28 protein-coding genes are annotated in these 24,343 nt (G+C 54.7%); 8 read left to right on the top strand and 20 right to left on the bottom strand.

Annotated elements, in window-relative coordinates:
* From FND52_RS14845 to fkpA, 9 genes are all read right to left on the bottom strand, one after another.
* Positions 1–410, bottom strand: a 410-nt coding sequence (locus FND52_RS14845) for a GTP-binding protein (protein ID WP_004159035.1), incomplete at its 3' end; no start/stop codon positions are given.
* Between the two features lie 70 nt (positions 411–480).
* On the bottom strand, positions 481–2,595 hold the full coding sequence (gene fusA / locus FND52_RS14850) for an elongation factor G (protein WP_125292513.1): 2,115 nt from the start codon (positions 2,593–2,595) through the stop codon (positions 481–483).
* Between the two features lie 97 nt (positions 2,596–2,692).
* Positions 2,693–3,163 carry a 30S ribosomal protein S7 gene (gene rpsG, locus FND52_RS14855; protein ID WP_008807044.1) on the bottom strand — a complete coding sequence of 157 codons (471 nt, stop codon included), beginning with the start codon at positions 3,161–3,163 and terminating at the stop codon, positions 2,693–2,695.
* A 95-nt stretch (positions 3,164–3,258) separates the two neighbouring features.
* Entirely contained in the window at positions 3,259–3,633 is a 375-nt protein-coding gene (gene rpsL / locus FND52_RS14860; protein WP_002436309.1) for a 30S ribosomal protein S12, read from the bottom strand.
* Positions 3,634–3,757: 124 nt separating this feature from the next.
* Positions 3,758–4,045, bottom strand: coding sequence for a sulfurtransferase complex subunit TusB (gene tusB / locus FND52_RS14865; protein WP_144131589.1), 288 nt, complete (start codon positions 4,043–4,045; stop codon positions 3,758–3,760).
* 7 nt (positions 4,046–4,052) lie between these two features.
* Positions 4,053–4,415: a sulfurtransferase complex subunit TusC gene (gene tusC / locus FND52_RS14870; RefSeq protein WP_144131591.1), complete on the bottom strand. Its 363-nt coding sequence runs from the start codon at positions 4,413–4,415 to the stop codon at positions 4,053–4,055.
* Entirely contained in the window at positions 4,415–4,801 is a 387-nt protein-coding gene (gene tusD, locus FND52_RS14875) for a sulfurtransferase complex subunit TusD (RefSeq protein ID WP_144131593.1), read from the bottom strand. Before tusD ends, tusC begins: the two co-directional genes overlap by 1 nt.
* Positions 4,801–5,529, bottom strand: coding sequence for a helix-turn-helix transcriptional regulator (locus tag FND52_RS14880; RefSeq protein WP_125292517.1), 729 nt, complete (start codon positions 5,527–5,529; stop codon positions 4,801–4,803). The genes tusD and FND52_RS14880 overlap by 1 nt, the downstream gene beginning before the upstream one ends.
* A 231-nt stretch (positions 5,530–5,760) precedes the next feature.
* Positions 5,761–6,576 carry an FKBP-type peptidyl-prolyl cis-trans isomerase gene (gene fkpA / locus FND52_RS14885; protein ID WP_125292518.1) on the bottom strand — a complete coding sequence of 272 codons (816 nt, stop codon included), beginning with the start codon at positions 6,574–6,576 and terminating at the stop codon, positions 5,761–5,763.
* A 224-nt stretch (positions 6,577–6,800) separates the two neighbouring features.
* On the opposite strand from fkpA, the gene FND52_RS14890 reads away from it, so the two are divergent.
* Entirely contained in the window at positions 6,801–7,019 is a 219-nt protein-coding gene (locus FND52_RS14890) for a protein SlyX (RefSeq protein WP_125292519.1), read from the top strand.
* 44 nt (positions 7,020–7,063) lie between these two features.
* On the opposite strand, the gene slyD is transcribed toward FND52_RS14890, so the two are convergent.
* The 4 genes from slyD to kefG form a co-directional block, all read right to left on the bottom strand.
* Positions 7,064–7,651 (bottom strand): peptidylprolyl isomerase, encoded by a 588-nt coding sequence (gene slyD / locus FND52_RS14895; protein WP_144131595.1) that lies wholly within the window; start codon positions 7,649–7,651, stop codon positions 7,064–7,066.
* A 94-nt stretch (positions 7,652–7,745) separates the two neighbouring features.
* The gene (locus FND52_RS14900; RefSeq protein ID WP_125292521.1) at positions 7,746–7,940 is read right to left on the bottom strand and encodes a YheV family putative zinc ribbon protein; all 195 of its coding nucleotides are present in this window, start codon (positions 7,938–7,940) and stop codon (positions 7,746–7,748) included.
* Between the two features lie 15 nt (positions 7,941–7,955).
* Positions 7,956–9,761 carry a glutathione-regulated potassium-efflux system protein KefB gene (gene kefB / locus FND52_RS14905; RefSeq protein ID WP_125292522.1) on the bottom strand — a complete coding sequence of 602 codons (1,806 nt, stop codon included), beginning with the start codon at positions 9,759–9,761 and terminating at the stop codon, positions 7,956–7,958.
* Positions 9,761–10,312 (bottom strand): glutathione-regulated potassium-efflux system ancillary protein KefG, encoded by a 552-nt coding sequence (kefG, locus tag FND52_RS14910; protein WP_144132032.1) that lies wholly within the window; start codon positions 10,310–10,312, stop codon positions 9,761–9,763. Before kefG ends, kefB begins: the two co-directional genes overlap by 1 nt.
* Positions 10,313–10,518: 206 nt before the next feature.
* On the opposite strand from kefG, the gene FND52_RS14915 reads away from it, so the two are divergent.
* From FND52_RS14915 to FND52_RS14930, 4 genes are all read left to right on the top strand, one after another.
* Entirely contained in the window at positions 10,519–12,423 is a 1,905-nt protein-coding gene (locus tag FND52_RS14915; protein WP_144131597.1) for an ABC transporter ATP-binding protein, read from the top strand.
* Positions 12,424–12,450: 27 nt separating this feature from the next.
* A complete protein-coding gene (locus tag FND52_RS14920; RefSeq protein WP_144131599.1) occupies positions 12,451–13,467 on the top strand; it encodes a hydrolase in 1,017 nt (338 codons plus the stop codon).
* Positions 13,464–13,682 (top strand): YheU family protein, encoded by a 219-nt coding sequence (locus FND52_RS14925; RefSeq protein ID WP_125292526.1) that lies wholly within the window; start codon positions 13,464–13,466, stop codon positions 13,680–13,682. Before FND52_RS14920 ends, FND52_RS14925 begins: the two co-directional genes overlap by 4 nt.
* Positions 13,683–13,790: 108 nt before the next feature.
* A complete protein-coding gene (locus FND52_RS14930) occupies positions 13,791–14,657 on the top strand; it encodes a phosphoribulokinase (RefSeq protein ID WP_125292527.1) in 867 nt (288 codons plus the stop codon).
* 29 nt (positions 14,658–14,686) lie between these two features.
* On the opposite strand, the gene FND52_RS14935 is transcribed toward FND52_RS14930, so the two are convergent.
* Complete coding sequence (locus tag FND52_RS14935) at positions 14,687–15,091, bottom strand: OsmC family protein (protein WP_125292528.1); 405 nt, start codon at positions 15,089–15,091, stop codon at positions 14,687–14,689.
* A gap of 303 nt (positions 15,092–15,394) precedes the next feature.
* On the opposite strand from FND52_RS14935, the gene crp reads away from it, so the two are divergent.
* Positions 15,395–16,027, top strand: a complete 633-nt coding sequence (gene crp, locus FND52_RS14940) for a cAMP-activated global transcriptional regulator CRP (protein WP_000242758.1) — start codon at positions 15,395–15,397, stop codon at positions 16,025–16,027.
* A 47-nt stretch (positions 16,028–16,074) separates the two neighbouring features.
* Entirely contained in the window at positions 16,075–18,171 is a 2,097-nt protein-coding gene (locus FND52_RS14945; protein WP_144131601.1) for a YccS/YhfK family putative transporter, read from the top strand.
* On the opposite strand, the gene argD is transcribed toward FND52_RS14945, so the two are convergent.
* From argD to ppiA, 5 genes are all read right to left on the bottom strand, one after another.
* The gene (argD, locus tag FND52_RS14950; RefSeq protein ID WP_144131603.1) at positions 18,161–19,378 is read right to left on the bottom strand and encodes a bifunctional acetylornithine/succinyldiaminopimelate transaminase; all 1,218 of its coding nucleotides are present in this window, start codon (positions 19,376–19,378) and stop codon (positions 18,161–18,163) included. The two genes, FND52_RS14945 and argD, sit on opposite strands and share 11 nt — an antisense overlap.
* An 85-nt stretch (positions 19,379–19,463) precedes the next feature.
* Positions 19,464–20,027, bottom strand: a complete 564-nt coding sequence (gene pabA, locus FND52_RS14955) for an aminodeoxychorismate synthase component 2 (RefSeq protein WP_125292533.1) — start codon at positions 20,025–20,027, stop codon at positions 19,464–19,466.
* Between the two features lie 30 nt (positions 20,028–20,057).
* The gene (locus tag FND52_RS14960) at positions 20,058–20,660 is read right to left on the bottom strand and encodes a putative adenosine monophosphate-protein transferase Fic (RefSeq protein WP_144131605.1); all 603 of its coding nucleotides are present in this window, start codon (positions 20,658–20,660) and stop codon (positions 20,058–20,060) included.
* Positions 20,650–20,820, bottom strand: a complete 171-nt coding sequence (locus FND52_RS14965) for a YhfG family protein (RefSeq protein ID WP_125292535.1) — start codon at positions 20,818–20,820, stop codon at positions 20,650–20,652. Before FND52_RS14965 ends, FND52_RS14960 begins: the two co-directional genes overlap by 11 nt.
* 105 nt (positions 20,821–20,925) lie before the next feature.
* The gene (gene ppiA, locus FND52_RS14970) at positions 20,926–21,498 is read right to left on the bottom strand and encodes a peptidylprolyl isomerase A (protein WP_125292536.1); all 573 of its coding nucleotides are present in this window, start codon (positions 21,496–21,498) and stop codon (positions 20,926–20,928) included.
* Between the two features lie 277 nt (positions 21,499–21,775).
* Here ppiA and tsgA point away from each other — a divergent pair, with 277 nt between their 5' ends.
* Positions 21,776–22,948 carry an MFS transporter TsgA gene (gene tsgA / locus FND52_RS14975; RefSeq protein ID WP_144131607.1) on the top strand — a complete coding sequence of 391 codons (1,173 nt, stop codon included), beginning with the start codon at positions 21,776–21,778 and terminating at the stop codon, positions 22,946–22,948.
* A 15-nt stretch (positions 22,949–22,963) separates the two neighbouring features.
* Here the strand turns inward: tsgA and FND52_RS14980 are convergent, their stop codons facing one another.
* The gene (locus FND52_RS14980) at positions 22,964–24,262 is read right to left on the bottom strand and encodes a cytosine deaminase (protein ID WP_144131609.1); all 1,299 of its coding nucleotides are present in this window, start codon (positions 24,260–24,262) and stop codon (positions 22,964–22,966) included.
* Positions 24,263–24,343 lie beyond the last annotated feature (81 nt).

Consider the following 24,343-nt stretch of genomic DNA (forward strand, 5'->3'; position numbering starts at 1 on the left):
TTGTTCAGGAACACGATGATGTACGGAACGCCTACCTGACGACCCAGCAGGATGTGCTCACGGGTCTGCGGCATCGGGCCGTCAGTCGCAGCAACAACCAGGATCGCGCCGTCCATCTGGGCAGCACCGGTGATCATGTTTTTCACGTAGTCGGCGTGGCCCGGGCAGTCAACGTGCGCGTAGTGGCGAGTCGGGGTGTCGTATTCAACGTGAGAAGTGTTGATGGTGATACCACGAGCTTTTTCTTCCGGCGCGTTATCGATCTGATCGAATGCACGAGCAGAACCACCGTAGGTTTTAGCCAGAACGGTAGTGATGGCAGCAGTCAGGGTAGTTTTACCGTGGTCAACGTGGCCGATAGTACCAACGTTGACGTGCGGTTTTGTACGTTCAAATTTTTCTTTAGACACGGCTATATTCCTTACTATAGTGCTCTCCCCAACAGGAGAGAGCACGGGACATTAGTTTTAACCCCGGGGCTTATTTGCCACGAGCTTCAATTACGGCCTGAGCAACGTTGTTCGGCGCATCATCATACTTCAGGAATTCCATAGTATAAGATGCACGACCTTTGGTCAGAGAACGCAGCTGAGTTGCATATCCAAACATTTCAGACAGCGGAACTTCAGCGTGGATCTTAACGCCAGTAACGTCAGATTCCTGACCGCGCAGCATACCACGACGACGGCTCAAGTCACCGATAACGTCACCGGTGTTCTCTTCCGGAGTTTCTACTTCAACCTTCATGATCGGCTCAAGCAGAACAGGTTTCGCTTTCTTAAAGCCTTCTTTAAAGGCGATAGAAGCGGCCAGTTTAAACGCCAGTTCAGAGGAGTCAACGTCATGGTAAGAACCGAAGTGCAGACGAATACCCATGTCTACTACCGGGTAACCCGCCAGCGGACCAGACTTCAACTGCTCCTGGATACCTTTATCAACGGCAGGGATGTATTCGCCAGGAATTACACCACCTTTGATGTCGTTGACGAACTCGTAACCTTTCGGATTCGAGCCCGGCTCCAGCGGGTACATGTCGATAACAACATGACCGTACTGACCACGACCACCAGACTGCTTAGCGTGTTTACCTTCAATATCGGTAACTTTCGCGCGAATCGCTTCGCGGTAAGCAACCTGAGGTTTACCCACGTTAGCTTCAACGTTGAACTCGCGCTTCATACGGTCAACGATGATGTCCAGGTGCAGTTCGCCCATACCCGCGATGATGGTCTGGTTAGATTCTTCATCAGTCCATACGCGGAATGACGGGTCTTCTTTAGCCAGACGGCCCAGAGCCAGACCCATTTTTTCCTGGTCAGCTTTGGTTTTCGGTTCTACGGCGATGGAGATTACCGGCTCAGGGAATTCCATACGCTCCAGAATGATCGGCGAGTTCGGATCACACAGAGTATCACCCGTAGTCACGTCTTTCAGACCGATAGCAGCCGCGATGTCGCCTGCGCGAACTTCTTTGATCTCTTCACGTTTGTTAGCGTGCATCTGTACGATACGGCCAAAACGCTCACGAGCGGCTTTCACGGAGTTCAGTACGGTATCACCAGAGTTAACCACGCCAGAGTACACGCGGAAGAACGTCAGGTTACCTACGAACGGGTCGGTCGCGATTTTGAACGCCAGTGCAGAGAACGGCTCGTCATCGCTAGCGTGACGCTCAGCCGGAGTATCTTTACCGTCATCCAGCATACCGTTGATCGCAGGTACGTCAGTCGGTGCCGGCAGGTAATCGATTACCGCATCCAGCATTGCCTGAACACCTTTGTTCTTAAATGCAGAACCACAGGTTACCAGGATGATTTCGTTGTTCAGAACGCGCTGACGCAGAGCTTTCTTGATTTCTTCCTCGGTCAGCTCTTCGCCGCCCAGGTATTTTTCCATCAGCTCTTCAGAAGCTTCAGCAGCAGATTCGATCAGATTCTGGTGCCATTCTTCAGCCAGGTCCTGCATATCAGCCGGGATATCTTCGTATTCGAAGGTCACGCCCTGATCTGCATCGTTCCAGTTGATGGCTTTCATTTTCACCAGGTCAACAACACCGGTGAAACCTTCTTCAGCACCAATCGCCAGCTGCAGCGGAACCGGGTTCGCGCCCAGACGGGATTTGATCTGACCAACAACTTTCAGGAAGTTCGCACCCATACGGTCCATTTTGTTAACGAACGCGATACGCGGAACTTTATATTTGTTTGCCTGACGCCATACGGTTTCAGACTGCGGCTGAACACCACCAACTGCGCAGTAAACCATTACCGCACCGTCAAGCACACGCATGGAACGTTCTACTTCGATAGTGAAGTCAACGTGGCCCGGGGTGTCGATGATGTTTACGCGATGCGGTTCATACTGCTTAGCCATACCAGACCAGAACGCAGTAGTCGCTGCGGAGGTGATGGTGATACCACGCTCCTGCTCCTGCTCCATCCAGTCCATGGTAGCGGCGCCGTCATGAACTTCACCGATTTTATGGTTTACACCGGTGTAGAACAGAATACGTTCGGTAGTAGTGGTTTTACCGGCGTCGATGTGTGCACTGATACCGATGTTACGGTAGCGTGCAATGGGTGTTGTACGAGCCATTTGATTCCTCGTTTATTGCATTAGGCGTTCAGATTAAGTTAACCAGTGCGGGCAACCCAACTGAAGCGCCCGCCTGGTGACTATCATTCCGAAGGGATTACCAACGGTAGTGTGCGAACGCCTTGTTGGCTTCTGCCATACGGTGAACGTCTTCACGTTTCTTCACTGCAGTACCTTTGTTGTCTGCAGCGTCAGTGAGTTCGTTCGCCAGGCGCAGAGCCATGGATTTATCACCGCGTTTACGAGCAGCTTCAACGATCCAACGCATTGCCAGAGCATTACGACGGACCGGACGAACTTCAACTGGAACCTGATAAGTAGAACCACCAACGCGGCGGGACTTAACTTCGACAGTCGGACGAACGTTGTCCAGAGCGACTTCGAAAGCTTCCAGTTCATTTTTACCAGAGCGTTGAGCCAGGGTCTCAAGAGCACTGTATACGATGGCTTCTGCAGTAGATTTTTTACCATCTACCATCAGGATATTTACAAATTTAGCCAGCAGTTCTGATCCGAACTTCGGATCCGGCAGAATTTTACGCTGACCAATGACGCGACGACGTGGCATGGAAATACTCCGTTGTTAATTCAGGATTGTCCAAAACTCTACGAGTTTAGTTTGACAGTAATATAAAACGTTTGGCCTTACTTAACGGAGAACCATTAAGCCTTAGGACGCTTCACGCCGTACTTGGAGCGAGCTTGCTTACGGTCTTTAACGCCGGAGCAGTCAAGCGCACCGCGAACGGTGTGATAACGAACACCCGGGAGGTCTTTAACACGACCGCCACGGATCAGGATCACGGAGTGCTCCTGCAGGTTGTGACCTTCACCACCGATGTAGGAAGTCACTTCAAAACCGTTTGTCAGACGAACACGGCACACTTTACGCAGAGCGGAGTTCGGTTTTTTCGGGGTGGTGGTATATACGCGAGTACATACGCCACGTTTTTGCGGGCATGCTTCCAGCGCCGGCACGTTGCTTTTTGCAACTTTGCGAGAGCGTGGTTTGCGTACCAGCTGGTTAACTGTTGCCATTAAATAGCTCCTGGTTTTAGCTTTTGCTTCGTAAACACGTAATAAATCGACCTCATATAATATGAGGACGCAGAATTTTATGGCTCTGTCGAAAAGGAGTCAAGAAATATACAGCGATCTCGGGCTACCAGTTCATCTGTCCAGGGTGCGTAATGGCCAATCTGACGAAGTCATTATAGCTAACCCTGCCGATATCGGTCGAAATTTGACCACTCAAACCTCTCGCAACAATGTCATTTTCCAGCGCGTAAAGGGATATGGAGGCCTGCTGTAATAATTCAAGGAAGGAAGTGCCTGCGATACCGGCCGCCACGCCATCCTGAATCAGCAAGACATCATCGCCGGGCGCAAGCATCCGCAGGAAGCCCGTGAAATCCATCTGCCATGGCGAACGCGTTAAGGTATGCAGCATTGAAACCTCAGAAACGTAAAATCACATCGTACTGGCTAAGCGTGTCCCGCAGTTGCACACTGTCCAGCGCTTCTGCCTCCACAACAAACTCGCTGGCGTTCGGGTCCAGCCCGCGTTCGCGCAACGAGTCGGCGCATAGCCAGCAGTTCTCAATATCGTAGAGTGCCAGCAGTTTGAAAGTGGCAATATAGTCGCGCGCCAGGATCTCGCCGGGCTGTTGGCCTGCCAGGATTTGAAAAACGCCGTCGCCAATAAAGAAAACGCCCAACTCATCGCTTAGCGCCGATGTCGCCAACAGCGCGTCCAGCCCTTCACGCCCTGCTGAGGTACCATGGGGAGCGGAAGAAAAAACAAACGCGACACGGTTCATCAGAATTGCACCATACGATCGCTGGTCAGCGCCGCTTCAGCCAGTGCGCCAAGGCCGCTTAACGTAAATCCAGGCTGTAGATTAGCGCCAGGCAAATTGAGTTGCTGCGCCTGTTCGTCGTCGGTGATACCGCGTCGTAACGCCGCCGCGACGCAAATGTGCAGCGCCACACCCTGCTCTTCACTTAAGCGTTGCCAGGCGCGCACCATATCAAACTCATCGCTGGCAGGGGACGTCAGCTGATTGGCGTTATAAACGCCTTCCCGATAAAAGAAGACGCTTTCCACACGATGCCCTTCGTCAATGACAGCTCTGGCGAATTGGTAAGCGCTGCTGGCTTGCTGCGTGCCATACGCCGGGCCGGTAACCATAAGCGCAAATCGCATTAGCGTTCTTGCCCGGTAAAGTCGCCGCTCTTGAACTGGCGAATATAGAGATAAACCGTGTGTTTGGAGATGTTCAATCGATCGGCGACCTGGTTGATGGCATCTTTAATATCGAAAATACCTTTCTCATAGAGGTTGAGCACAATCTGGCGGTTCTTGGCATTGTTGGAGACATTGCGATCCGCGTTGACCTCTTCAATGGTGAATTCCAGCGTTTGCATCACCAGGTCTTCCACCGAGGAGGCGAAGTTAACCGAGGACGGCACTTCCTGATCCTGGGTTTCCGGCGGCACAAAGGTGCTCATAATCTGCGAGAACGGCACGTCGAGATTCATATTGATGCACAACAGGCCGATTACCCGCTGATCGCGGTTGCGGATAGCAATAGTGACAGACTTCATCAGCACGCCGCTTTTGGCGCGGGTGAAATAGCACTTCGACACGCTGCTGTCGGCACCGGTCATATCATGCAGCATACGCAGCGCCAGGTCGGTTATCGGCGAACCAATTTTTCGCCCGGTGTGTTCGCCGTTCGCGATGCGGATGGCGGAGCATTTCAGGTCCTGCAAAGAGTGCAACACGATTTCGCAATGTGAGCCAATTAGCATGGCTAACCCGTCCACTACCGCTTCATAGGATTTAAGAATATCGAAATCAGTTTGATCAAAAGGACGTTGGTCCAGTAAATCAAGTTCACTGGTCTCGTTAGTTAAAAGCGAATTGGACATGAAAGAATACCACCCTATACATAGAGCCTGTCGTATTTCGGTGTCAGGGCAGACTCATCACTCAGTTGTTACGCAAACAGATAAAGTAATACAGCGTCAGACGTGTTTTCCAGTGTTAATTATACCCGTCATCTTTCGGGTTGCCTGTGCCCGGGCCTGAAACATAACGGACAAATTCCCTGCGGCAAATAAAAAACCGCCGCCTGGCAGGCGGCGGTTTCACACTCTTGCTTATTGCTTAGCGTCGTCGCCAGCAGCGGCTTTCTCATCTGCTTGCGGCGCGGCATCGGCTTTCGGAGCCGGTTTGATGTCCAGCAGCTCTACGTCAAACACCAGGGTAGAGTTGGCAGGAATGCCCGGTACGCCATTTTTACCGTAAGCCAGCTCTGGTGGGATAACCAGCTTAATTTTGCCGCCTTTCTTGATGTTTTTAAGGCCTTCAGTCCAGCCCGGGATCACACCGTCAAGACGGAAAGAGAGCGGCTCGCCACGGGTGTATGAGTTATCAAACTCTTTACCGTCAACCAGCGTCCCTTTGTAGTTAACCACAACGGTGTCGCTGTCTTTAGGCGCTTCGCCAGTACCGGCTTTTTCTACTTTGTACAGCAGGCCGGTAGAGGAGGTTTTCACACCTTTTTCTTTTGCGAAGGTATCACGGTAGGCTTTGCCTTTATCGGCGTTTTCTTTCGCGTCTTTTTCCATCTTCTCTTGCGCTGAGGCTTTCACACGCGCTTCAAACGCCTGGAGAGTCTGCTCAATTTCCTGATCGGAAAGTTTGCTCTTATCAGCAAATGCGTCCTGAACACCGGCAATCAGCTGTGCTTTATCTAATTTAATGCCCAGCTTTTCTTGTTCTTTTAATGAGTTTTCCATGTAACGACCCAGCGAAGCACCCAGCGCATAAGCTGATTTCTGGTCATCATTTTGGAATGCTGATTTGCTCTCGGCAGAGGCAGCAGGCGCGGCCGCAGGAGCAGCAAACGCAGGTGCATTCAGAGCAACGGCCAGAGTGGTCGCCAGCAGCGTGACTTTAAACAGTGATTTCATCCATTTCTCCAGAACCGGGGCCTCTCACCCCGGATTAATATCAGCAAAGAGGCTTACTATAACGTCGAGGAAGAAATCTACACAATCTTCGGGCCCGTTATAGGATCAAAATGAGACTATTTTTGTATGCAGAAGTTTCATCTCCGGTAAATCATCGCTGCAAACACCCTGTTTTTTCGCGTAAAATCCCAAAACTTATTTAAACGCTGTCAGAGAGGTTAGTCATGCAGCATCAATCGACCGAACAACGGCTGGCAGAGCTTGAAAGTCGTCTTGCATTTCAGGAAATTACCATCGAAGAGTTAAACCAGACGGTAACGGCCCACGAGCTGGAGATGGTTAAGCTGCGGGAGCATCTTAGGTTATTAGTGGAAAAGCTGAAGGCCACACAACCTTCGATGGTCGCGTCGCAGTCTGAAGAAACGCCCCCACCGCATTATTGAGAGCAATAAAAAAGGCAGCCAGGCTGCCTTTTTCGTTTTCGCGCTTAGTGGCAACCGCAGCCGCCGTTGCCGCCGCAACCGCCTTTGCCGTGCTCGTGGCCGTGGTCATGGCCGTGACCGCCGCAGCAGCCGTCGTGACCGTGGTCATGATCGTGGTCATGGCCATGCGCGCCGTGAACGTGGCCATGAGCCAGTTCTTCTTCGGTCGCTTCGCGGATCGCCACAACTTCCACGTTGAATTTCAGATTCTGTCCAGCCAGCATGTGGTTGCCGTCGACCACAACGTGATCGTCTTCCACTTCAGTGATTTCAACCGGAACCGGGCCCTGGTCAGTTTCAGCCAGGAAACGCATGCCAACCTGCAGTTCGTCAACGCCCATGAATACGTCTTTGGGTACGCGCTGCACCAGGTTTTCGTCATACTGGCCGTAAGCGTCGTTGGCACCTACAGCAACGTCGAATTTATCGCCGACGTCGTGGCCTTCCAGCGCATTTTCCAGACCGGAAATCAGTGAGCCATGACCATGAAGATAGTCCAGCGGTGCACTCACCGGAGACTCATCCACCAATACACCGTCTTCTGTACGTACCTGATAGGCCAGGCTGACCACCAGGTCTTTTGCTACTTTCATGATATCTCCTGAGCGTGGAAAAATTTCTGGCGCCGATTGTAACGGAAATCGACGCCTGTGTACCCCTAAGCTTAAAAAAAGCTGGTCGATCGCGCTAGTCGGGATGGAAAATCCCAATCACTTGCTCTTGCTCGCGCACATGCGACTGGGCAGATTTATCCGCCTCACGCATTTGATGGCCGCACTTAACGCATTCAACAATATCGACATTATTTTCGCGCCACATCGCCAGCGAATCCTGCGCCTGGCAGGACGGACAAACCGCCCCGGCTATAAATCTTTTACGCACTGCGGTACCTCGTTATTACTCAAATTCATCCCAACCATCAAACTGCCGTCGCTCCTGCTGCATTTCACGCTGGAAGATCTCTTCCAGTTCGCGGCGAGCTTCGCGCACGCGGGATATCTGCGCGGTATCGGTATGGATGGGCATTAATTCCCGCAGCATACGCATATCCAACCGACGAAAATGCAGCTGCGCGCGCTGGGCCTGATGGGGATGCAGTCCCACCGATATTAACGCTTTGCGGCCAAGTTCAAGCGCGCTGGAAAACGTCTCACGGGAAAATTGCGTAACGCCTGCCTGCAGCAGCTCATGGGCCTCAACGCGCCCCCGCGCACGGGCTAAAATCGCCAGATGAGGAAAATGCTGTTGGCAAAGGTGCACAATCTTTAGGGTATCTTCCGGCTCATTACTGGTAATGACAATGGATTTTGCTTGTTCCGCCCCGGCAGAACGCAAAAGCTCGAGTTGTGTCGCATCCCCGTAGTAAACCTTGTAACCGTATTTGCGCATCAGATTGACGCTGCTAATATCGCGCTCCAGCACCGTAATACGCATCTTATTCGCCATCAGTAAGCGCCCAATCACCTGACCGAAGCGCCCAAAGCCCACCACAATCACCTGCGGCTTATCATCTTCAACCCAGGGTTGCTCATCGCCATCTTCTGGCTCATTGAACCGGCGCGCCAGATGCTTATCAATGCGCTTCATTAATAGCGGCGTGGTCATCATCGACAGCGTCACGGTAACCAGCAGCAGCGCCATCTGATCCCCCTGAAACAGCCGCTGCGATGAAGCCGTTGAAAACAGCACAAACGCAAATTCGCCGCCCTGGCTGAGTACGCCGGAAAATTGCAGCCGCTCCGAATTACGCAACCCGTAGATATGGGCAAGGCCGTACAGCACCGCCATTTTCACCGCCACCAGAATAGCGACGCCCGCCACCACCAGCAGGATATGGGTGTACAACACCCCCAGATTGAGCGCCATGCCGACAGAGATAAAGAACAGCCCCAACAAGAGTCCCTTAAAGGGATCGATGGCGATTTCCAGCTCATGGCGATATTCGCTTTCCGCCAGCAGGATCCCGGCGATAAACGTCCCCAGCGCCATCGACAGGCCTAACGCATCCATAAACAGCGCCGAGCCCAGCACCAGTAACAGGGTCGCGGCAGTAAACACCTCGCGCACCCCGGAACTGGCGATGAAGCGAAACACCGGGCGCAGCAGATAACGGCCACCAATCAACATCCCGGCGAACGCCAGCACCTTGAGACCAACTTTAGTCCAGTCGAGATGCTCATCGGCATTGCCCGCCAGCAGCGGCACCAGCGCCAGCGCCGGGATCACCGCCAGATCCTGAAACAGCAGCACTGAAAAGCCCAATTGCCCGGACTCGCTGCGGTTCATGCCTTTTTCACGCATGAGTTGCAGCGCCATCGCGGTAGAAGACATCGCCAGGCCAATCCCACCGACAATCGCCGCCTGCCAGGAGAAGTTAGTGAGCATCAGCAACACCGCCAGGATCCCCGCGCTAAGCAGTACCTGCGCTGCCCCCACGCCGAAAATTGAACGCCGCAGTTGCCACAGTTTCGCCGGGTTCAGCTCCAGCCCGATGATAAACATCAGGAATACCACGCCCAGCTCAGAGAAATGCAGGATCTCATCAACGTCGCTGATAAAACCTAACCCCCACGGGCCGATAGCAATCCCCGCCAGCAAGTAGCCCAGCACCGCGCCAATGCCTAAACGCGCCGCCAGCGGCACCGCGACCACCGCCGCGAATAAAAACAGCACGCCCGCTAACAACATATCCGCGCCTTCCATTATCGACCTCCCGGAATACGCGGTGACGCCAGCCATTCGCCATAGGCTTTGGCGTGATTTTCTAATTCTGCCAGCGCCTGGCGACGTGCCCAGTAGACGATCATTGGCGAAAGCCACTGCATATGGCACATGGCCGCCGTCAGTTCGAAGGGACGAAGAATTTCACTGAGAGAGTAGCGATTAAAACCATCACCGCGATAAGCGCCTTCCGGCTCGCCGGTGGTGATGACGCTACGCCAGTACTTTCCCGCGAGCTGATTCCCTCCCGGTCCGCTGGCAAAGCCGCGGCTGAGCACCCGGTCGAGCCACTCTTTGAGCAACGCCGGGCAGCTGTAGGTATAAAGCGGGTGTTGAAACACAATGACGTCGTGCGCCAACAGCAATTCCTGTTCACGCGGGATATCAATAAAAAAGTCTGGATAGTGTGCATAGAGATCGTGCACGGTAACATTTGCAAGTTGCGAAGCCGGCTTAAGCAGAACCCGGTTTGCCACCGAGTCCTGGGATTCCGGATGGGCATACAGCAGCAACACTTTCGCTGTGTCTGACATCATTCCCCTCCCGGGCGTAAAACTTTTCTCTTCCCGACGGGCACGCAACTGCCTGCGCCGCCAATCTTCTTGCCGCAATGGCGCAGCCAGAATGATTTTGTGTATCGTCTTCTTTTTGGGCTACCATTGCGGCCCGGTGCGGCGAATCGCCCACACCTTACATTATCATAATGACAAATTAACATAGTCAGAACATACGGCGCTCTATGATTGTATTCTCCTCGTTGCAAATTCGTCGCGGCACACGCGTACTGCTGGATAACGCGACCGCTACCATCAACCCTGGCCAAAAAGTGGGCCTGGTGGGTAAAAACGGCTGCGGTAAATCTACCCTGCTATCGCTGCTGAAAAGCGAAATCACCGCCGACGGGGGGAGCTATACCTTTCCGGGCAACTGGCAGTTAGCCTGGGTGAATCAGGAAACCCCTGCCCTCGCCGTTCCGGCCATGGAATACGTGATCGATGGCGATCGCGAATACCGCCAGTTTGAGCGCGAGCTTAACGACGCCAACGTCCGCAACGACGGTCACGCCATTGCCACCGCGCACGGCAAGCTCGACGCCATCAATGCCTGGACCATTCGTTCCCGCGCCGCCAGCCTGCTGCACGGCTTAGGTTTCAGCAACGAGCAGCTCGACCGCCCGGTCAGCGATTTCTCCGGTGGATGGCGGATGCGCCTTAACCTGGCGCAGGCGCTGATTTGCCGCTCCGACTTGCTGCTGCTCGATGAACCGACCAACCACCTCGATTTAGATGCGGTTATCTGGCTGGAAAAATGGCTGAAAAGCTATCAGGGAACGCTGATTTTGATCTCCCACGACCGTGACTTTCTCGATCCGGTGGTGGATAAAATTATTCATATCGAACAGCAGACGATGTTCGAATACACCGGCAACTACAGCTCGTTCGAACGCCAGCGCGCCACGCGTCTCGCGCAGCAGCAGTCGATGTATGAAAGCCAGCAGCAGCGCGTGGCGCACCTGCAAAGCTTTATCGACCGATTTAAAGCCAAAGCTTCGAAAGCGAAGCAGGCCCAGAGCCGTATCAAAATGCTCGAGCGCATGGAGCTGATTCTGCCCGCGCACGTCGATAATCCGTTCCACTTCAGTTTTCGCGCCCCGGAAAGCCTGCCCAATCCGCTGTTGAAGATGGAAAAAGTCAGCGCGGGCTATGGCGATAAAACGATTCTCGACTCCATCAAGCTCAACCTGGTGCCGGGCTCGCGCATCGGGTTGCTGGGCCGTAACGGCGCGGGTAAATCGACGCTGATTAAACTGCTGGCGGGCGAACTGGCCCCAATGCAGGGTGAGATTGGCCTGGCGAAGGGCATCAAGCTCGGCTATTTCGCCCAGCATCAGCTGGAATTTTTGCGCGCCGATGAGTCGCCGCTCCAGCACCTGGCGCGTATTGCGCCGCGTGAACTGGAACAGCAGCTGCGCGATTATCTCGGCGGTTTCGGCTTCCAGGGTGATAAGGTCAGCGAGAACACTGAACGCTTCTCCGGCGGCGAAAAAGCGCGGCTGGTGCTGGCGCTGATTGTCTGGCAGCGCCCTAACCTGCTGCTGCTCGATGAACCGACTAACCACCTCGATCTGGATATGCGCCAGGCGCTCACCGATGCGCTAATTGAATTTGAAGGTGCGCTGGTGGTGGTCTCGCACGACCGTCATTTACTGCGTTCCACCACTGATGATTTATATCTGGTGCACGACGGCAAAGTAGAAGCCTTTGACGGCGATCTGGAAGATTATCAGAAGTGGCTGAGCGACCTGCAAAAGCAGGAGAGCCAGCCGGCGGAGGCGGCGAAAGAGAACGCCAACAGCGCCCAGTCGCGTAAAGATCAGAAACGCCGCGAGGCGGAGCTGCGCACCCTGACGCAACCGCTGCGTAAAGAGATTATGCGTCTCGAAAAGCTGATGGAAAAACTCCAGCAGCAGCTGGCGGACGTAGAAGAGCAGCTTGGCGACAGCGCGCTGTACGATCAAAGCCGCAAGGCCGACTTAACGGAGTGCCTGCAACGCCAGGCAAAAACCAAAGCCGACCTGGAAAATTGCGAAATGGAATGGCTGGACGCTCAGGAGCAGTTAGAGCAACTGCTTCAGGAATCATAAACACTAAATAAAACATGAACCTGTGCTATGGCTGAAATTACTCCTGCGGATTTAACCGATAATCAAGAGAAGTCGCGCCATTTTCGGCCTATGCCGGGGGCACGCAATCCTCACCTGCAAACCATGCTGCCGCGTATTCTGCGGCGGCGGCTTCAGTTCACCCCGGTGTGGCAGCGGCTCGATACCCCGGACGGCGATTTTGTCGATCTGGCCTGGGGTGAAGATCCTCAAAAGGCGCGCCATAAGCCCCGGCTGGTGATTTTCCACGGTCTGGAAGGCAGTCTGAACAGCCCTTACGCCCACGGTTTAATCCAGGCGGCGCAAGCCCGCGGCTGGCTGGGAGTCGTCATGCATTTTCGGGGATGCAGCGGTGAGCCGAATCGCATGCACCGGATTTACCATTCCGGCGAAACGGAAGATGGCCGCTGGTTTCTGGAGTGGATCGCTCAGCAGTTTGGCGAACAACCCACCGCGGCGGTGGGTTTTTCCCTCGGCGGCAATATGCTGGCCTGCATGCTGGCGAAGTATCCGCAGCTACCGGTCAACGCGACGGTGATTGTTTCCGCGCCGTTTGTACTGGAGCACTGCTGCTACCATATGGAAAAAGGCTTCTCGCGAGTCTATCAGCACTACCTGTTGAATCTGCTTAAGGCCAATGCCTCGCGCAAGCTGCTGGCCTGGCCGGGCACGCTGCCGGTGGATTTAACCCAGTTGAAAAGCATTCGCCGCCTGCGCGAATTCGACGATTTAATCACCTCAAAAGCCCACGGCTTCAACGACGCGATCGATTATTACCGCCGCTGTAGCGCGATGCCGCTGCTGCCATCGATTACCCAGCCTACACTTATCATTCATGCGCAGGACGACCCGTTTATGGATAGCCACGTTATCCCGGACATCGCCCAACTGCCTGCCAATATCGAATATCAGCTGACTGAATATGGCGGGCACGTGGGATTTGTGGGCGGTACGACACTGCGCCCAACAATGTGGCTTGAAGCGCGCATTCCCGACTGGCTCACACCTTATCTGGATAAAGCATGATTATTCCTTGGCAATCCCTCGACCCGGAAACGCTTGAAAACCTCATCGAAGCTTTTGTCTTGCGGGAAGGCACCGATTATGGTGAACATGAACGCTCGCTCAGCGATAAAGTCTCGCAGGTAAAGCACCAACTGGAACGCGGTGACGCGGTTCTGGTGTGGTCGGAACTGCATGAAACGGTCAACATTATGCCGCGCGACCAATTCCGGGGCTGATCCGTTCGCTGAACAATAAAAACCACTGGCGGCTTATCAGACCGCCAGAACTCATTCGCCTTGCACGGGTCTTATTTTCATGTCGCTACCCTAAGGAGTTGTTCCGCTATGTCTGCCCAACATCCGATCATCGCCGTTACCGGCTCCAGCGGGGCCGGAACCACCACCACCAGCCTCGCCTTTCGCAAGATATTCGCCCAGCTCAACCTGCATGCCGCCGAAGTAGAAGGGGACAGTTTTCATCGCTATACCCGCCCGGAGATGGATATGGCGATCCGCAAAGCGCGCGACGTGGGTAAACACATCAGCTATTTCGGGCCGGAGGCTAACGACTTTGGCCTGCTGGAGCAGACCTTTCATCAGTACGGCCAAACCGGCACCGGGCAATCGCGTAAATATCTGCATACCTATGACGAAGCCGTGCCGTGGAATCAGGTGCCGGGTACCTTTACGCCCTGGCAACCGCTGCCCGAACCGACCGACGTGCTGTTTTACGAAGGGCTACACGGCGGCGTAGTCACCCCGCATCACGATGTGGCGCGCCATGTGGATTTGCTGGTAGGCGTGGTGCCAATCGTCAACCTGGAGTGGATCCAGAAGCTGATCCGCGACACCAGCGAACGCGGGCACTCCCGGGAAGCGGTGATGGATTCGGTGGTGCGCTCAATGGAGGACTACATTAACTTCATCACGCCGCAGTTCTCCCGCACCCACATTAATTTCCAGCGCGTGCCTACCGTGGACACCTCAAACCCGTTTGCCGCCAAAGCCATCCCGTCGCTGGATGAGAGTCTGGTGGTGATTCACTTCAGGAATCTTGAAGGGATCGATTTCCCCTGGCTGCTGGCCATGTTGCAGGGTTCATTCATTTCCCACATCAATACATTAGTGGTGCCAGGCGGGAAGATGGGGCTGGCGATGGAGCTGATTATGCTGCCGCTGGTGAAAAGAATCATGGAAGGGCGAAAAATTTAAGGCGGCAACGCCGCCTTAACAAAGAGTCTTTAGCCTTCAACGACTTCGTAGGAATGGGTGACGCTGACCGCCTTCTCCAGCATCAACGCCACTGAACAATATTTCTCTGCGGAGAGATCCACCGCACGGGATACCGCCGCGTCTTTCAATGCCTTACCGGTCACGATGAAATGCAGATTGATATGGGTAAAGTAGCGCGGTGCCTCTTCACGGCGTTCCGAGGTCAACTTCACTTCGCAGTCGGTAATGTCATGACGTCCTTTCTGAAGGATCGACACCACGTCAATGGCGCTGCAACCGCCCGCCGCCATCAACACCATTTCCATCGGGCTGGGTGCTTTGTCGCCGGAGTTACCGTCCATTAAAACCTGGTGTCCGGAAGCGGACTCACCGAGAAAAGTTAACCCTTCAACCCACTTCACTCTTGCCTGCATTTTGGTTACTCCAGTGTTTCAAAATTACTGACAGATTACGCGGCTGTAACAAAACGCGCAACGGATGAGAGCCACGTCAAGCTGAAACGAGACAATAGGAGACACTCACGTAAAGCTATGCTAAAACAGTCGGATGCTACAGCGATACATTGATGTAATGCATGTGTGCATACGACCACACCTATTACAGGCCACAGGACGTTAAAGGCCCCTTCTCCGGCCAGGAGAAGAGACGATTGCAAAAACCCAGAGGGTTATTATTGTCGCTCTCTGGAGTCAGCTTAAAACAGAGGATAACCGCGCATGGTGCTTGGCAAACCGCAAACAGACCCGACTCTCGAATGGTTCTTGTCTCATTGCCATATTCATAAGTACCCATCGAAGAGCACGCTGATTCACCAGGGTGAAAAGGCGGAAACGTTGTATTACATCGTTAAAGGCTCCGTGGCAGTGCTGATTAAAGATGAAGAGGGCAAGGAAATGATCCTCTCTTATCTGAATCAGGGCGATTTCATCGGCGAACTGGGATTGTTCGAAGAAGGTCAGGAACGCAGTGCCTGGGTTCGCGCCAAAACGGCGTGTGAAGTGGCAGAAATCTCTTACAAAAAATTCCGTCAGTTGATTCAGGTTAACCCTGACATCCTGATGCGTCTTTCTTCGCAGATGGCGCGCCGTCTGCAGGTAACGTCAGAGAAAGTGGGTAACCTCGCCTTCCTTGATGTGACTGGCCGTATCGCACAAACGCTGCTGAATCTGGCGAAACAGCCGGACGCCATGACCCACCCGGATGGTATGCAGATCAAGATCACCCGTCAGGAGATTGGCCAGATCGTCGGCTGCTCCCGCGAAACCGTTGGCCGCATTCTGAAGATGCTCGAAGATCAGAACCTGATCTCCGCCCACGGTAAAACCATTGTGGTTTACGGTACCCGCTAAACCCTACGAGACGGCGTGGCGACACGCCGTTTCATCCGACCTCACCCATGTGGCGACGCCTGATCTACCATCCGGAAATCAACTACGCACTTCGTCAAACTCTGGTGCTGTGTCTGCCTGTGGCGGTGGGTCTGATTCTGGGCCATCTGCAACAGGGCCTGCTGTTCTCTCTCGTTCCCGCCTGCTGCAATATCGCGGGTCTGGATACCCCACACAAACGCTTCTTTAAACGACTGATTATCGGCGGTTCGCTATTTGCGCTCAGCAGCCTGGCGATGCAATTACTGCTGCTTAACGCCGTGCCGCTGCCGCTGGCGCTCTCCGGGCTGGCACTGCTCCTGGGCGTAACCGCGGAAATCAGTCCGTTACATGCGCGCCTGCTCCCGGCCTCGCTCATCGCGGCAATCTTCACGCTCAGCCTGGCAGGCTATATGCCGATATGGGAACCGCTACTGCTGTATGCCCTGGGCACGCTGTGGTACGGGCTGTTCAACTGGTTTTGGTTCTGGCTGTGGCGCGAGCAGCCGCTGCGCGAAACCCTGAGCCTGCTGTACCGCCAGTTAGCGGAGTATTGCGAAGCCAAATACAGCCTGTTGACTCAGCATACCGATCCGCAAAACGCGCTGCCGCCGCTGCTGGCGCGCCAGCAAAAAACCGTCGACCTGATTACCCAGTGCTACCAGCAACTGCATATGCTGTCGACCGGTAACCATCACGGCTATAAGCGCCTGCTGCGCACCTTCCAGATCGCGCTCGATTTACAGGAACATATTTCGGTGAGCCTGCACCAGCCTGAAGAAGTGCAGAAACTGGTGCATGAAACTCATGCCGAAGCGGTGATCCGCTGGAATGCCCAAACCGTGGCGGCTCGTCTGCGCGAGCGCGCCGACGACATTCTGTATCACCGCTATCCCAAACGCTTCGAAATGGATAAACAGATCGGCGCGCTGGAGAAAATCGCCCGCCAGCACCCGGATAACCCGGTAGGCCAGTTCTGCGAATACCACTTCAGCCGTATCGCCAGGGTATTAAAATCCCAGCGCCCGCTCTATTCGCGGGATCTGATGGAAGACAAACAGCGCCGCCTGCCAGTGCTGCGCGCGTTAAAAAGCTATCTGTCGCTGAAGTCCACCGCGCTGCGCAGTTCTGCGCGTATTGCCGTAATGCTGAGTATCGCCAGCCTGGTGGGCAGCGCCCTGCATCTGCCGAAACCCTACTGGATTTTAATGACCGTGATGTTCGTAACCCAGAACGGCTACGGTGCCACGCGGGTGCGCATTCTCCACCGTGCGGGCGGTACCATGGCGGGGCTGATTATTGCCGGGATCACCCTGCACTATCACGTTGCCGACGGTTATACCCTGCTGGCGATGCTGGTCATCACCATCGTGAGTTATCTCATCATCCGCAAAAATTACGGCTGGGCCACCATCGGCTTTACCGTTACCGCGGTATACAGCCTTCAGTTGCTCTCCCTGAGCGGCGAGCAATATATTCTGCCGAGGCTTATCGATACGCTGATAGGCTGCCTGATTGCCTTTGGCGGCATGGTCTGGCTATGGCCCCAGTGGCAAAGCGGCCTGCTGCGTAAAAACGCCCACGATGCGCTGGAGGCCGACCAGAAAGCGATACGCTTAATTCTCAGCGACGACCCACAGCCGACGCCGCTGGCGTGGCAGCGCATGCTGGTGAATCAGGCGCACAATGCCCTCTACAACTCGCTGAATCAGGCCATGCAGGAGCCGGGATTTAATACCCGCTATCTGGAAGAGATGAAACTGTGGGTGACGCACAGCCAGTTTATCGTCGAGCACATTAATGCCATGACCACCATGGCGCGGGAACATACTATGCTGACGCCGGATCTGGCGCAGCGCTATTTGCAGTCATGCGAAATTGCGCTGCAACGCTGCCAGCAGCGGCTGGAATATGACGAGCCGGGTGAGACCAAAGACGCGGTAATACTGGATATGCCGGAAGCCATGTCTCAGGGGCCGTTAAGCGTACTGGAACAGCACCTGCAGCGGATACTCGGCCACCTCGACACCATGCATACCATTTCATCAGTAGCATGGCGTCAGCGGCCGCATCATGGGATCTGGCTTAACCGGCGACTCAATAATCCAAAAGCGGTTAACGACTGACTTTCGCCACGGCCTGCGCGAAGCGCGTCATGCCTTCGTCAATGTCCGCCACGTCCACCACCAGCGAGGGGGCAAAACGCATCACATCCGGACCGGCGTTAAGCACCATAACGCCCGCCTCTGCCGCGGCGTATAAGAATTCACGGGCGCGGCCTTTAAACTGCGGTTTAAGCTCCGCGCCAATCAATAGTCCCATACCGCGAATATCGCTGAACACATCGTACTGCGCATCGATCTGCTCAAGATGCTGCACGAAGCGCGCGCGCTTGTGGTTTACGCCAGCCAGTACATCCGGCGTATTGATGATATCAAACGCCGCACCGGCAACCGCGCAGGCCAGCGGGTTACCGCCATAGGTGGAGCCGTGAGAGCCCACATGGAACGCCGAGGCGATATCCTGAGTGGTCAGCATCGCGCTAATCGGGAAACCGCCGCCCAGCGCTTTGGCGCTGGTGAGGATATCCGGCGTCACGCCGTAATGTATGTAAGCGAACAGATCTCCGGTACGGCCCATGCCGCACTGCACTTCATCAAATACCAGCAGCGCCTGATGCTGGTCGCACAGATCGCGCAGCCCCTGTAAGAATTCCGGGGTCGCCGCCGTCACGCCACCTTCACCCTGAATCGGCTCTACCACGACGGCACAGGTGTGATCGTCCATCACCGCTTTCACCGCATGCAGATCGTTAAACGGCACATGGATAATGTCCGCCGGTTTCGGTCCGAAGCCGTCGGAATATTTCGGCTGCCCGCCGACCGACACGGTAAACAGCGAGCGGCCATGGAATGCGTTATGAAAGGCGATGATCTTGGTTTTATACGGGCTGTGGCGGGTGGACGCGTAATAGCGTGCCAGTTTGAACGCGGTCTCGTTGGCTTCGGTGCCCGAGTTCATAAACAGCACGCGCTCGGCAAAGGTGGCATCAATAAGCTTGCGGCCCAGACGCAGCGCCGGCTCGTTGGTAAAGACGTTGCTGGTGTGCCACAGGGTTTCACCCTGGGTTTTCAACGCTTCCACCAGTGCCGGATGACAGTGACCCAGCGCCGTAACCGCAATCCCGCCGGCAAAATCAACATACTCTTTGCCCTGCTGATCCCATACGCGGCTGCCCTTGCCTTTTACCGGAATAAACTCAGCCGGTGCATAGACTGGCAGAATAACGTCGTCAAAAGTCGCCCGGGTAATTGCCGTCTGTTCTGTAGCCATCTCACGCCCATCCGTTTATGCAAAATCTTGATTGAAAATATAATCACAAAATATGCATAAAAAATCAGTTGATGGCAACAGAAAATCAGCGCCGTAAAAAGTTGTTCAGCAGCGCGTGGCCCTGTTCACTGAGAATACTTTCCGGATGAAACTGCACCCCTTCCAGATCCCACTCGCGATGGCGGATGCCCATAATTTCGTCCCCGGCACTCCAGGCCGTGACGTCGAACTCATCCGGCAGCGTGGCGGGATCAATCAACAGGGAGTGGTAGCGCGTTACGGTGAGCGGGTTATTCAGCCCATGAAACACGCCGCTACCGTTATGGGAGATTGCCGAGGTCTTACCGTGCATGACCTGGCGGGCGCGAACAATCCGCGCGCCGAACGCCTGGCCAATGGCCTGATGGCCAAGACAGACGCCCAGGATCGGCAGCTTGCCCGCGTAATCCCGTATCACATCCAGCGAGATACCTGCCTCGTTGGGCGTGCAGGGACCGGGGGATATCACGATTTTTTGCGGCGCGAGCGTGGCGATGTCAGCCACGCTGATTTCATCATTGCGCTTAACCACTACTTCCGCGCCGAGTTCGCAGAAATACTGGTACAGGTTCCAGGTGAACGAATCGTAGTTATCAATCAGCAGTAGCATGGCGGCTCCGAAAATATGAACCGCGCTATTCTACTCACTTTCCCTGGCTTCACTCACCACTTTGCTGAAGATGGCAATCAACGGCTCCAGATCGCCCATCGCCCCGGCCTGGTTCGCTTCGCGCCAGAACTGCGGGTCGATATCGCGCCAGTCGAGGCTGTATCCAGCATGGATCGCCAGTTGCTCAAAGAAAATGCGCTGGCTCAGCCCTGAACCGAGACGGAACGGATGCAGCACGTTGATTTCGCAATAGTAATGCGCCAGCCGCTGGATAAATTCCTGCGCGGGCAGCCCCGCCAGATACCCTTCATCTTCCAGATCCTGGAACAGGTCGTTGCCCTCTTTTTCGATATAACCGAAATGGCAAAACCGGGTATCGCCCTGGTAAATATCCACTTCACGCAGCTCGCCTGCCCAGTCGAACACGTCCTGGAACAGGTGACGGTGGATCGCGCACAGATGAGGCAACCCGCGCGGGATCGGCCCCAGTGGCAGCGTGGCGGCGCGCAACGCGATCAGCTCCAGCATCGCGGCGTCCAGGCGCTGCGCCTGGCGGATATTAAGACGGTTTTTCAGCACGTCCAGACCGGCATACAGATACGGGTCACGCCCGTCACCGAATTTATCGCTCATAGTGCCCCCTGAGTTCCTGAAGGCGTTGCTCGGCTTCGTCTGTGGTTAACTCGATTACCGGGATATCCCGTCCCTCCAGGCGCAGGCTGGCCTGAAAGTTGCCGTTTCGCTTTTGTTCCCAGAGACGGGATTTTTGTTTATCGGTGAGTTTTTTAGACATAGCGCCTCCCTGATCGTGACCGTATTTGCCACAAGTATAAGCAGCAAATCACAGACACGCCGGGAAGCGGCAAGCGCGGGTTAAGCGAACCCGCGCGAAAGGCAGTTACGGCAGGACTTTAGCAGACTGGATAACTATCGGTTTTGACGGGACATTTTGGTAAGGGCCCACGTCATGGGTCTGGGCCTGGGCGATTTTATCGGCCACGTCCATCCCTTTCACAACTTTACCAAACACCGCATACCCGAAATCGCGCTGGCCGTGGTCAAGGAACGCGTTGTCCGCCACGTTGATAAAGAACTGGCTGGTGGCGCTGTCTTTATCTGCGGTCCGCGCCATAGAGATGGTGCCACGGGTGTTGCGCAGGCCGTTATCGGCTTCGTTTTTGATCGGCGCGTTGGCTTGCTTTTGCTGCATATCGGAAGTGAAGCCGCCGCCCTGGATCATAAAGCCCGGGATCACGCGATGGAAAATGGTGTTGTTGTAGTAACCGCTATTCACGTAATCAACGAAGTTTTTCGCAGAAACTGGCGCTTTCTGGCTATTTAACTCCAGTTCGATATTGCCGGCAGAGGTCGTCAACAGTACGCGAGGGTCGCCTTTAGCAGCCAGCGCCGCAGGTGAGAGAGCGGAAAGAGCGAACACAGCTGCAACAGCCGCCAGAGTTGATTTGAGCATGAAGCATTCCTTACGAAAACAGGGTTAAAAGCGAGTGGCTTGATTCTAAAGACCGTAACCGCATCGTGCCAGAGATTTACCTGGTTTTACGATGCCTGGCTAACATCCGGGATTTTTCTCTTAAAAGTATCGGTTATCCGTGTGATTTAACTCACACCAGCTTGTGGTTTTTGCAGCAAATTAATACTCAAACATTTATATGCGTCACAAAAAAACATAAACTGCCCGCGCTTATGGCATCCCCGGGATGCCTTACTTACCTCTTCACAGGATCTTCATGACTAACAGCAATCGCATCAAGCTCACATGGATCAGTTACTTTTCTTACGCCCTGACCGGCGCGTTAGTAATTGTCACCGGGATGGTGATGGGCAATATCGCCGACTACTTCGGCCTGCCGGTTTCCAGTATGAGTAACACCTTCACTTTCCTGAACGCCGGGATTTTAATTTCCATCTTCCTGAATGCCTGGCTGATGGAAATCGTTCCGCTGAAAACCCAGCTGCGCTTCGGCTTTGTGATGATGGTGCTGGCAGTCGCGGGGCTGATGTTTAGCCACAGTCTGGCACTGTTTTCCGCCTGTATGTTCGTACTGGGCGTAGTCAGCGGTATCACCATGTCTATCGGCACCTTCCTGGTCACCCAGATGTACGAAGGGCGTCAGCGCGGCTCGCGCCTGCTGTTTACCGACTCCTTTTTCAGCATGGCAGGCATGATATTCCCGATGCTGGCGGCCTGGCTGCTGGCGCGCACCATCGAATGGTACTGGGTTTACGCCTGCATCGGCCTGGTCTACGTGGCGATTTTTATTCTGACCTTTGGCTGCGAGTTCCCGGCGCTGGGCAAGCACGCCAAACAGAATGACACCCCTGTCGAAAAAGAAAAATGGGGTATTGGCGTGCTGTTCCTGTCGGTGGCGGCGCTGTGCTACATCCTCGGCCAGCTGGGCTTTATCTCCTGGGTGCCGGAATACGCGAAAAGCCTCGGCATGAGCCTGAACGACGCCGGTAAACTGGTGAGCGATTTCTGGATGTCGTACATGTTCGGCATGTGGGCGTTCAGCTTTATCCTGCGCTTCTTCGATCTGCAACGCATTCTGACCGTGCTGGCGGGCCTCGCTACGGTGCTGATGTACTGCTTTATTTCCGGCGAACCGCAGCATATGGCGTGGTTTATTCTGACGCTGGGCTTCTTCTCCAGCGCCATTTACACCTCGATCATCACCCTCGGTTCTCTGCAAACCAGGGTGCCATCGCCGAAGCTGGTTAACTTTATTCTGACCTGCGGCACCGTCGGAACCATGTTGACCTTTGTGGTCACCGGCCCGATTGTCGCCCACAGCGGCCCGCAGGCGGCGCTCAATACCGCTAATGGTTTGTACGCCGTGGTGTTCGTGATGTGCTTTGTATTGGGCTTCGTGACGCGTCATCGCCGCCACACAGCACAGTAATGTTCAACGCGCCCTTTAGTCTGCTGAAGGGCGCGTAAAGTAAATCTCCTCTCCGCCGTTATCCATCTGCACCCAGGTTTGCGCCAGCTGCGTGGTGGCGATCGCTTTGCCGTGACGCACCGACCAGCGCACCGGCACCTGGCGTCGTACCGCCTCAAAACCGTTCTCCGCCGGGAGAATAATCAGATTGGCCGGGTTGCCCTCTTCAATGCCGTACTGCGCAATGCCCAGGGTTCTGGCGCTGTTGTGAGTAATGAGATCCAGGCTCTGGTTAATTTGTTCATAGCCCATCATCTGGCAAACGTGCAGGCCCATATGCAGCACCTGCAACATGTTGCCGGTACCCAGCGGATACCACGGATCAAACACATCGTCATGGCCGAAGCAGACATTGATATCCGCCGCCAATAGCTCCTTCACCCGGGTAATACCGCGCCGCTTCGGATAATCGTCAAACCGCCCCTGTAAATGAATATTCACCAGCGGATTGGCGACAAAATTAATCCCGGAGAGCTTCAGCAGGCGGAACAGCCGCGAGGTGTATGCGCCGTTGTAGCTGTGCATCGCGGTGGTATGGCTGGCGGTCACGCGTTCGCCAATGTTGTCCCGCAGCGCCAGCGCCGCCACGGTTTCCAGAAAGCGCGACTGCTCGTCGTCAATTTCATCGCAGTGAATATCCAGCGGCCGGTCATATTTTTTTGCCAGGGCGAAAGCAATATTCAGCGACTCAACGCCGTATTCACGCGTGAACTCGAAATGCGGGATCGCCCCCACCACGTCCGCGCCGAGCCTCAGCGCCTCTTCCAGTAAGGCTTCGCCGTTGGGATACGAGAGAATGCCCTCCTGCGGAAAGGCTACCAGTTGTAAATCAATCCACGGCGCGACCTCTTTTTTCACTTCCAGCAGCGCTTTCAGCGCCGTGAGCGTCGGGTCGGAGACATCCACATGCGTGCGCACATACTGGATCCCCTGCGCCATTTGCCACTTCAGGGTTTGCCAGGCGCGCGCTTTGACATCCTCAGGGCTCAGCGTCGCCTTACGCTCGGCCCAGCGCTCAATGCCTTCGAACAGGGTTCCGGAGAGATTCCAGCTGGGCTCGCCTGCGGTCTGCGTGGTGTCCAGATGGATATGCGGCTCGATAAACGGCGGAACGGCCAATCCGCCGCGCGCATTCAGCACATCAAGGCTGCTGTGAACGCCATTTTCCATCGGCGCGATGGTCCCGAACCGACCTTTATCGATAGCGATTTGCCATAATCCTTCCCGCCCCGGTAAACGCACATTCTGGATTAACCACAAAGACGTTGAAGACATACTCCCTCCGCTGTAAGCGCTTTTTACAGAGTGATACCACATTCCGTCTGGCCTGACCCGAATTTGTTTAAAAAGCGCGCA

It is taken from the genome of Atlantibacter subterraneus (assembly GCF_007570865.1).
GTDB lineage: Bacteria > Pseudomonadota > Gammaproteobacteria > Enterobacterales > Enterobacteriaceae > Atlantibacter > Atlantibacter subterraneus.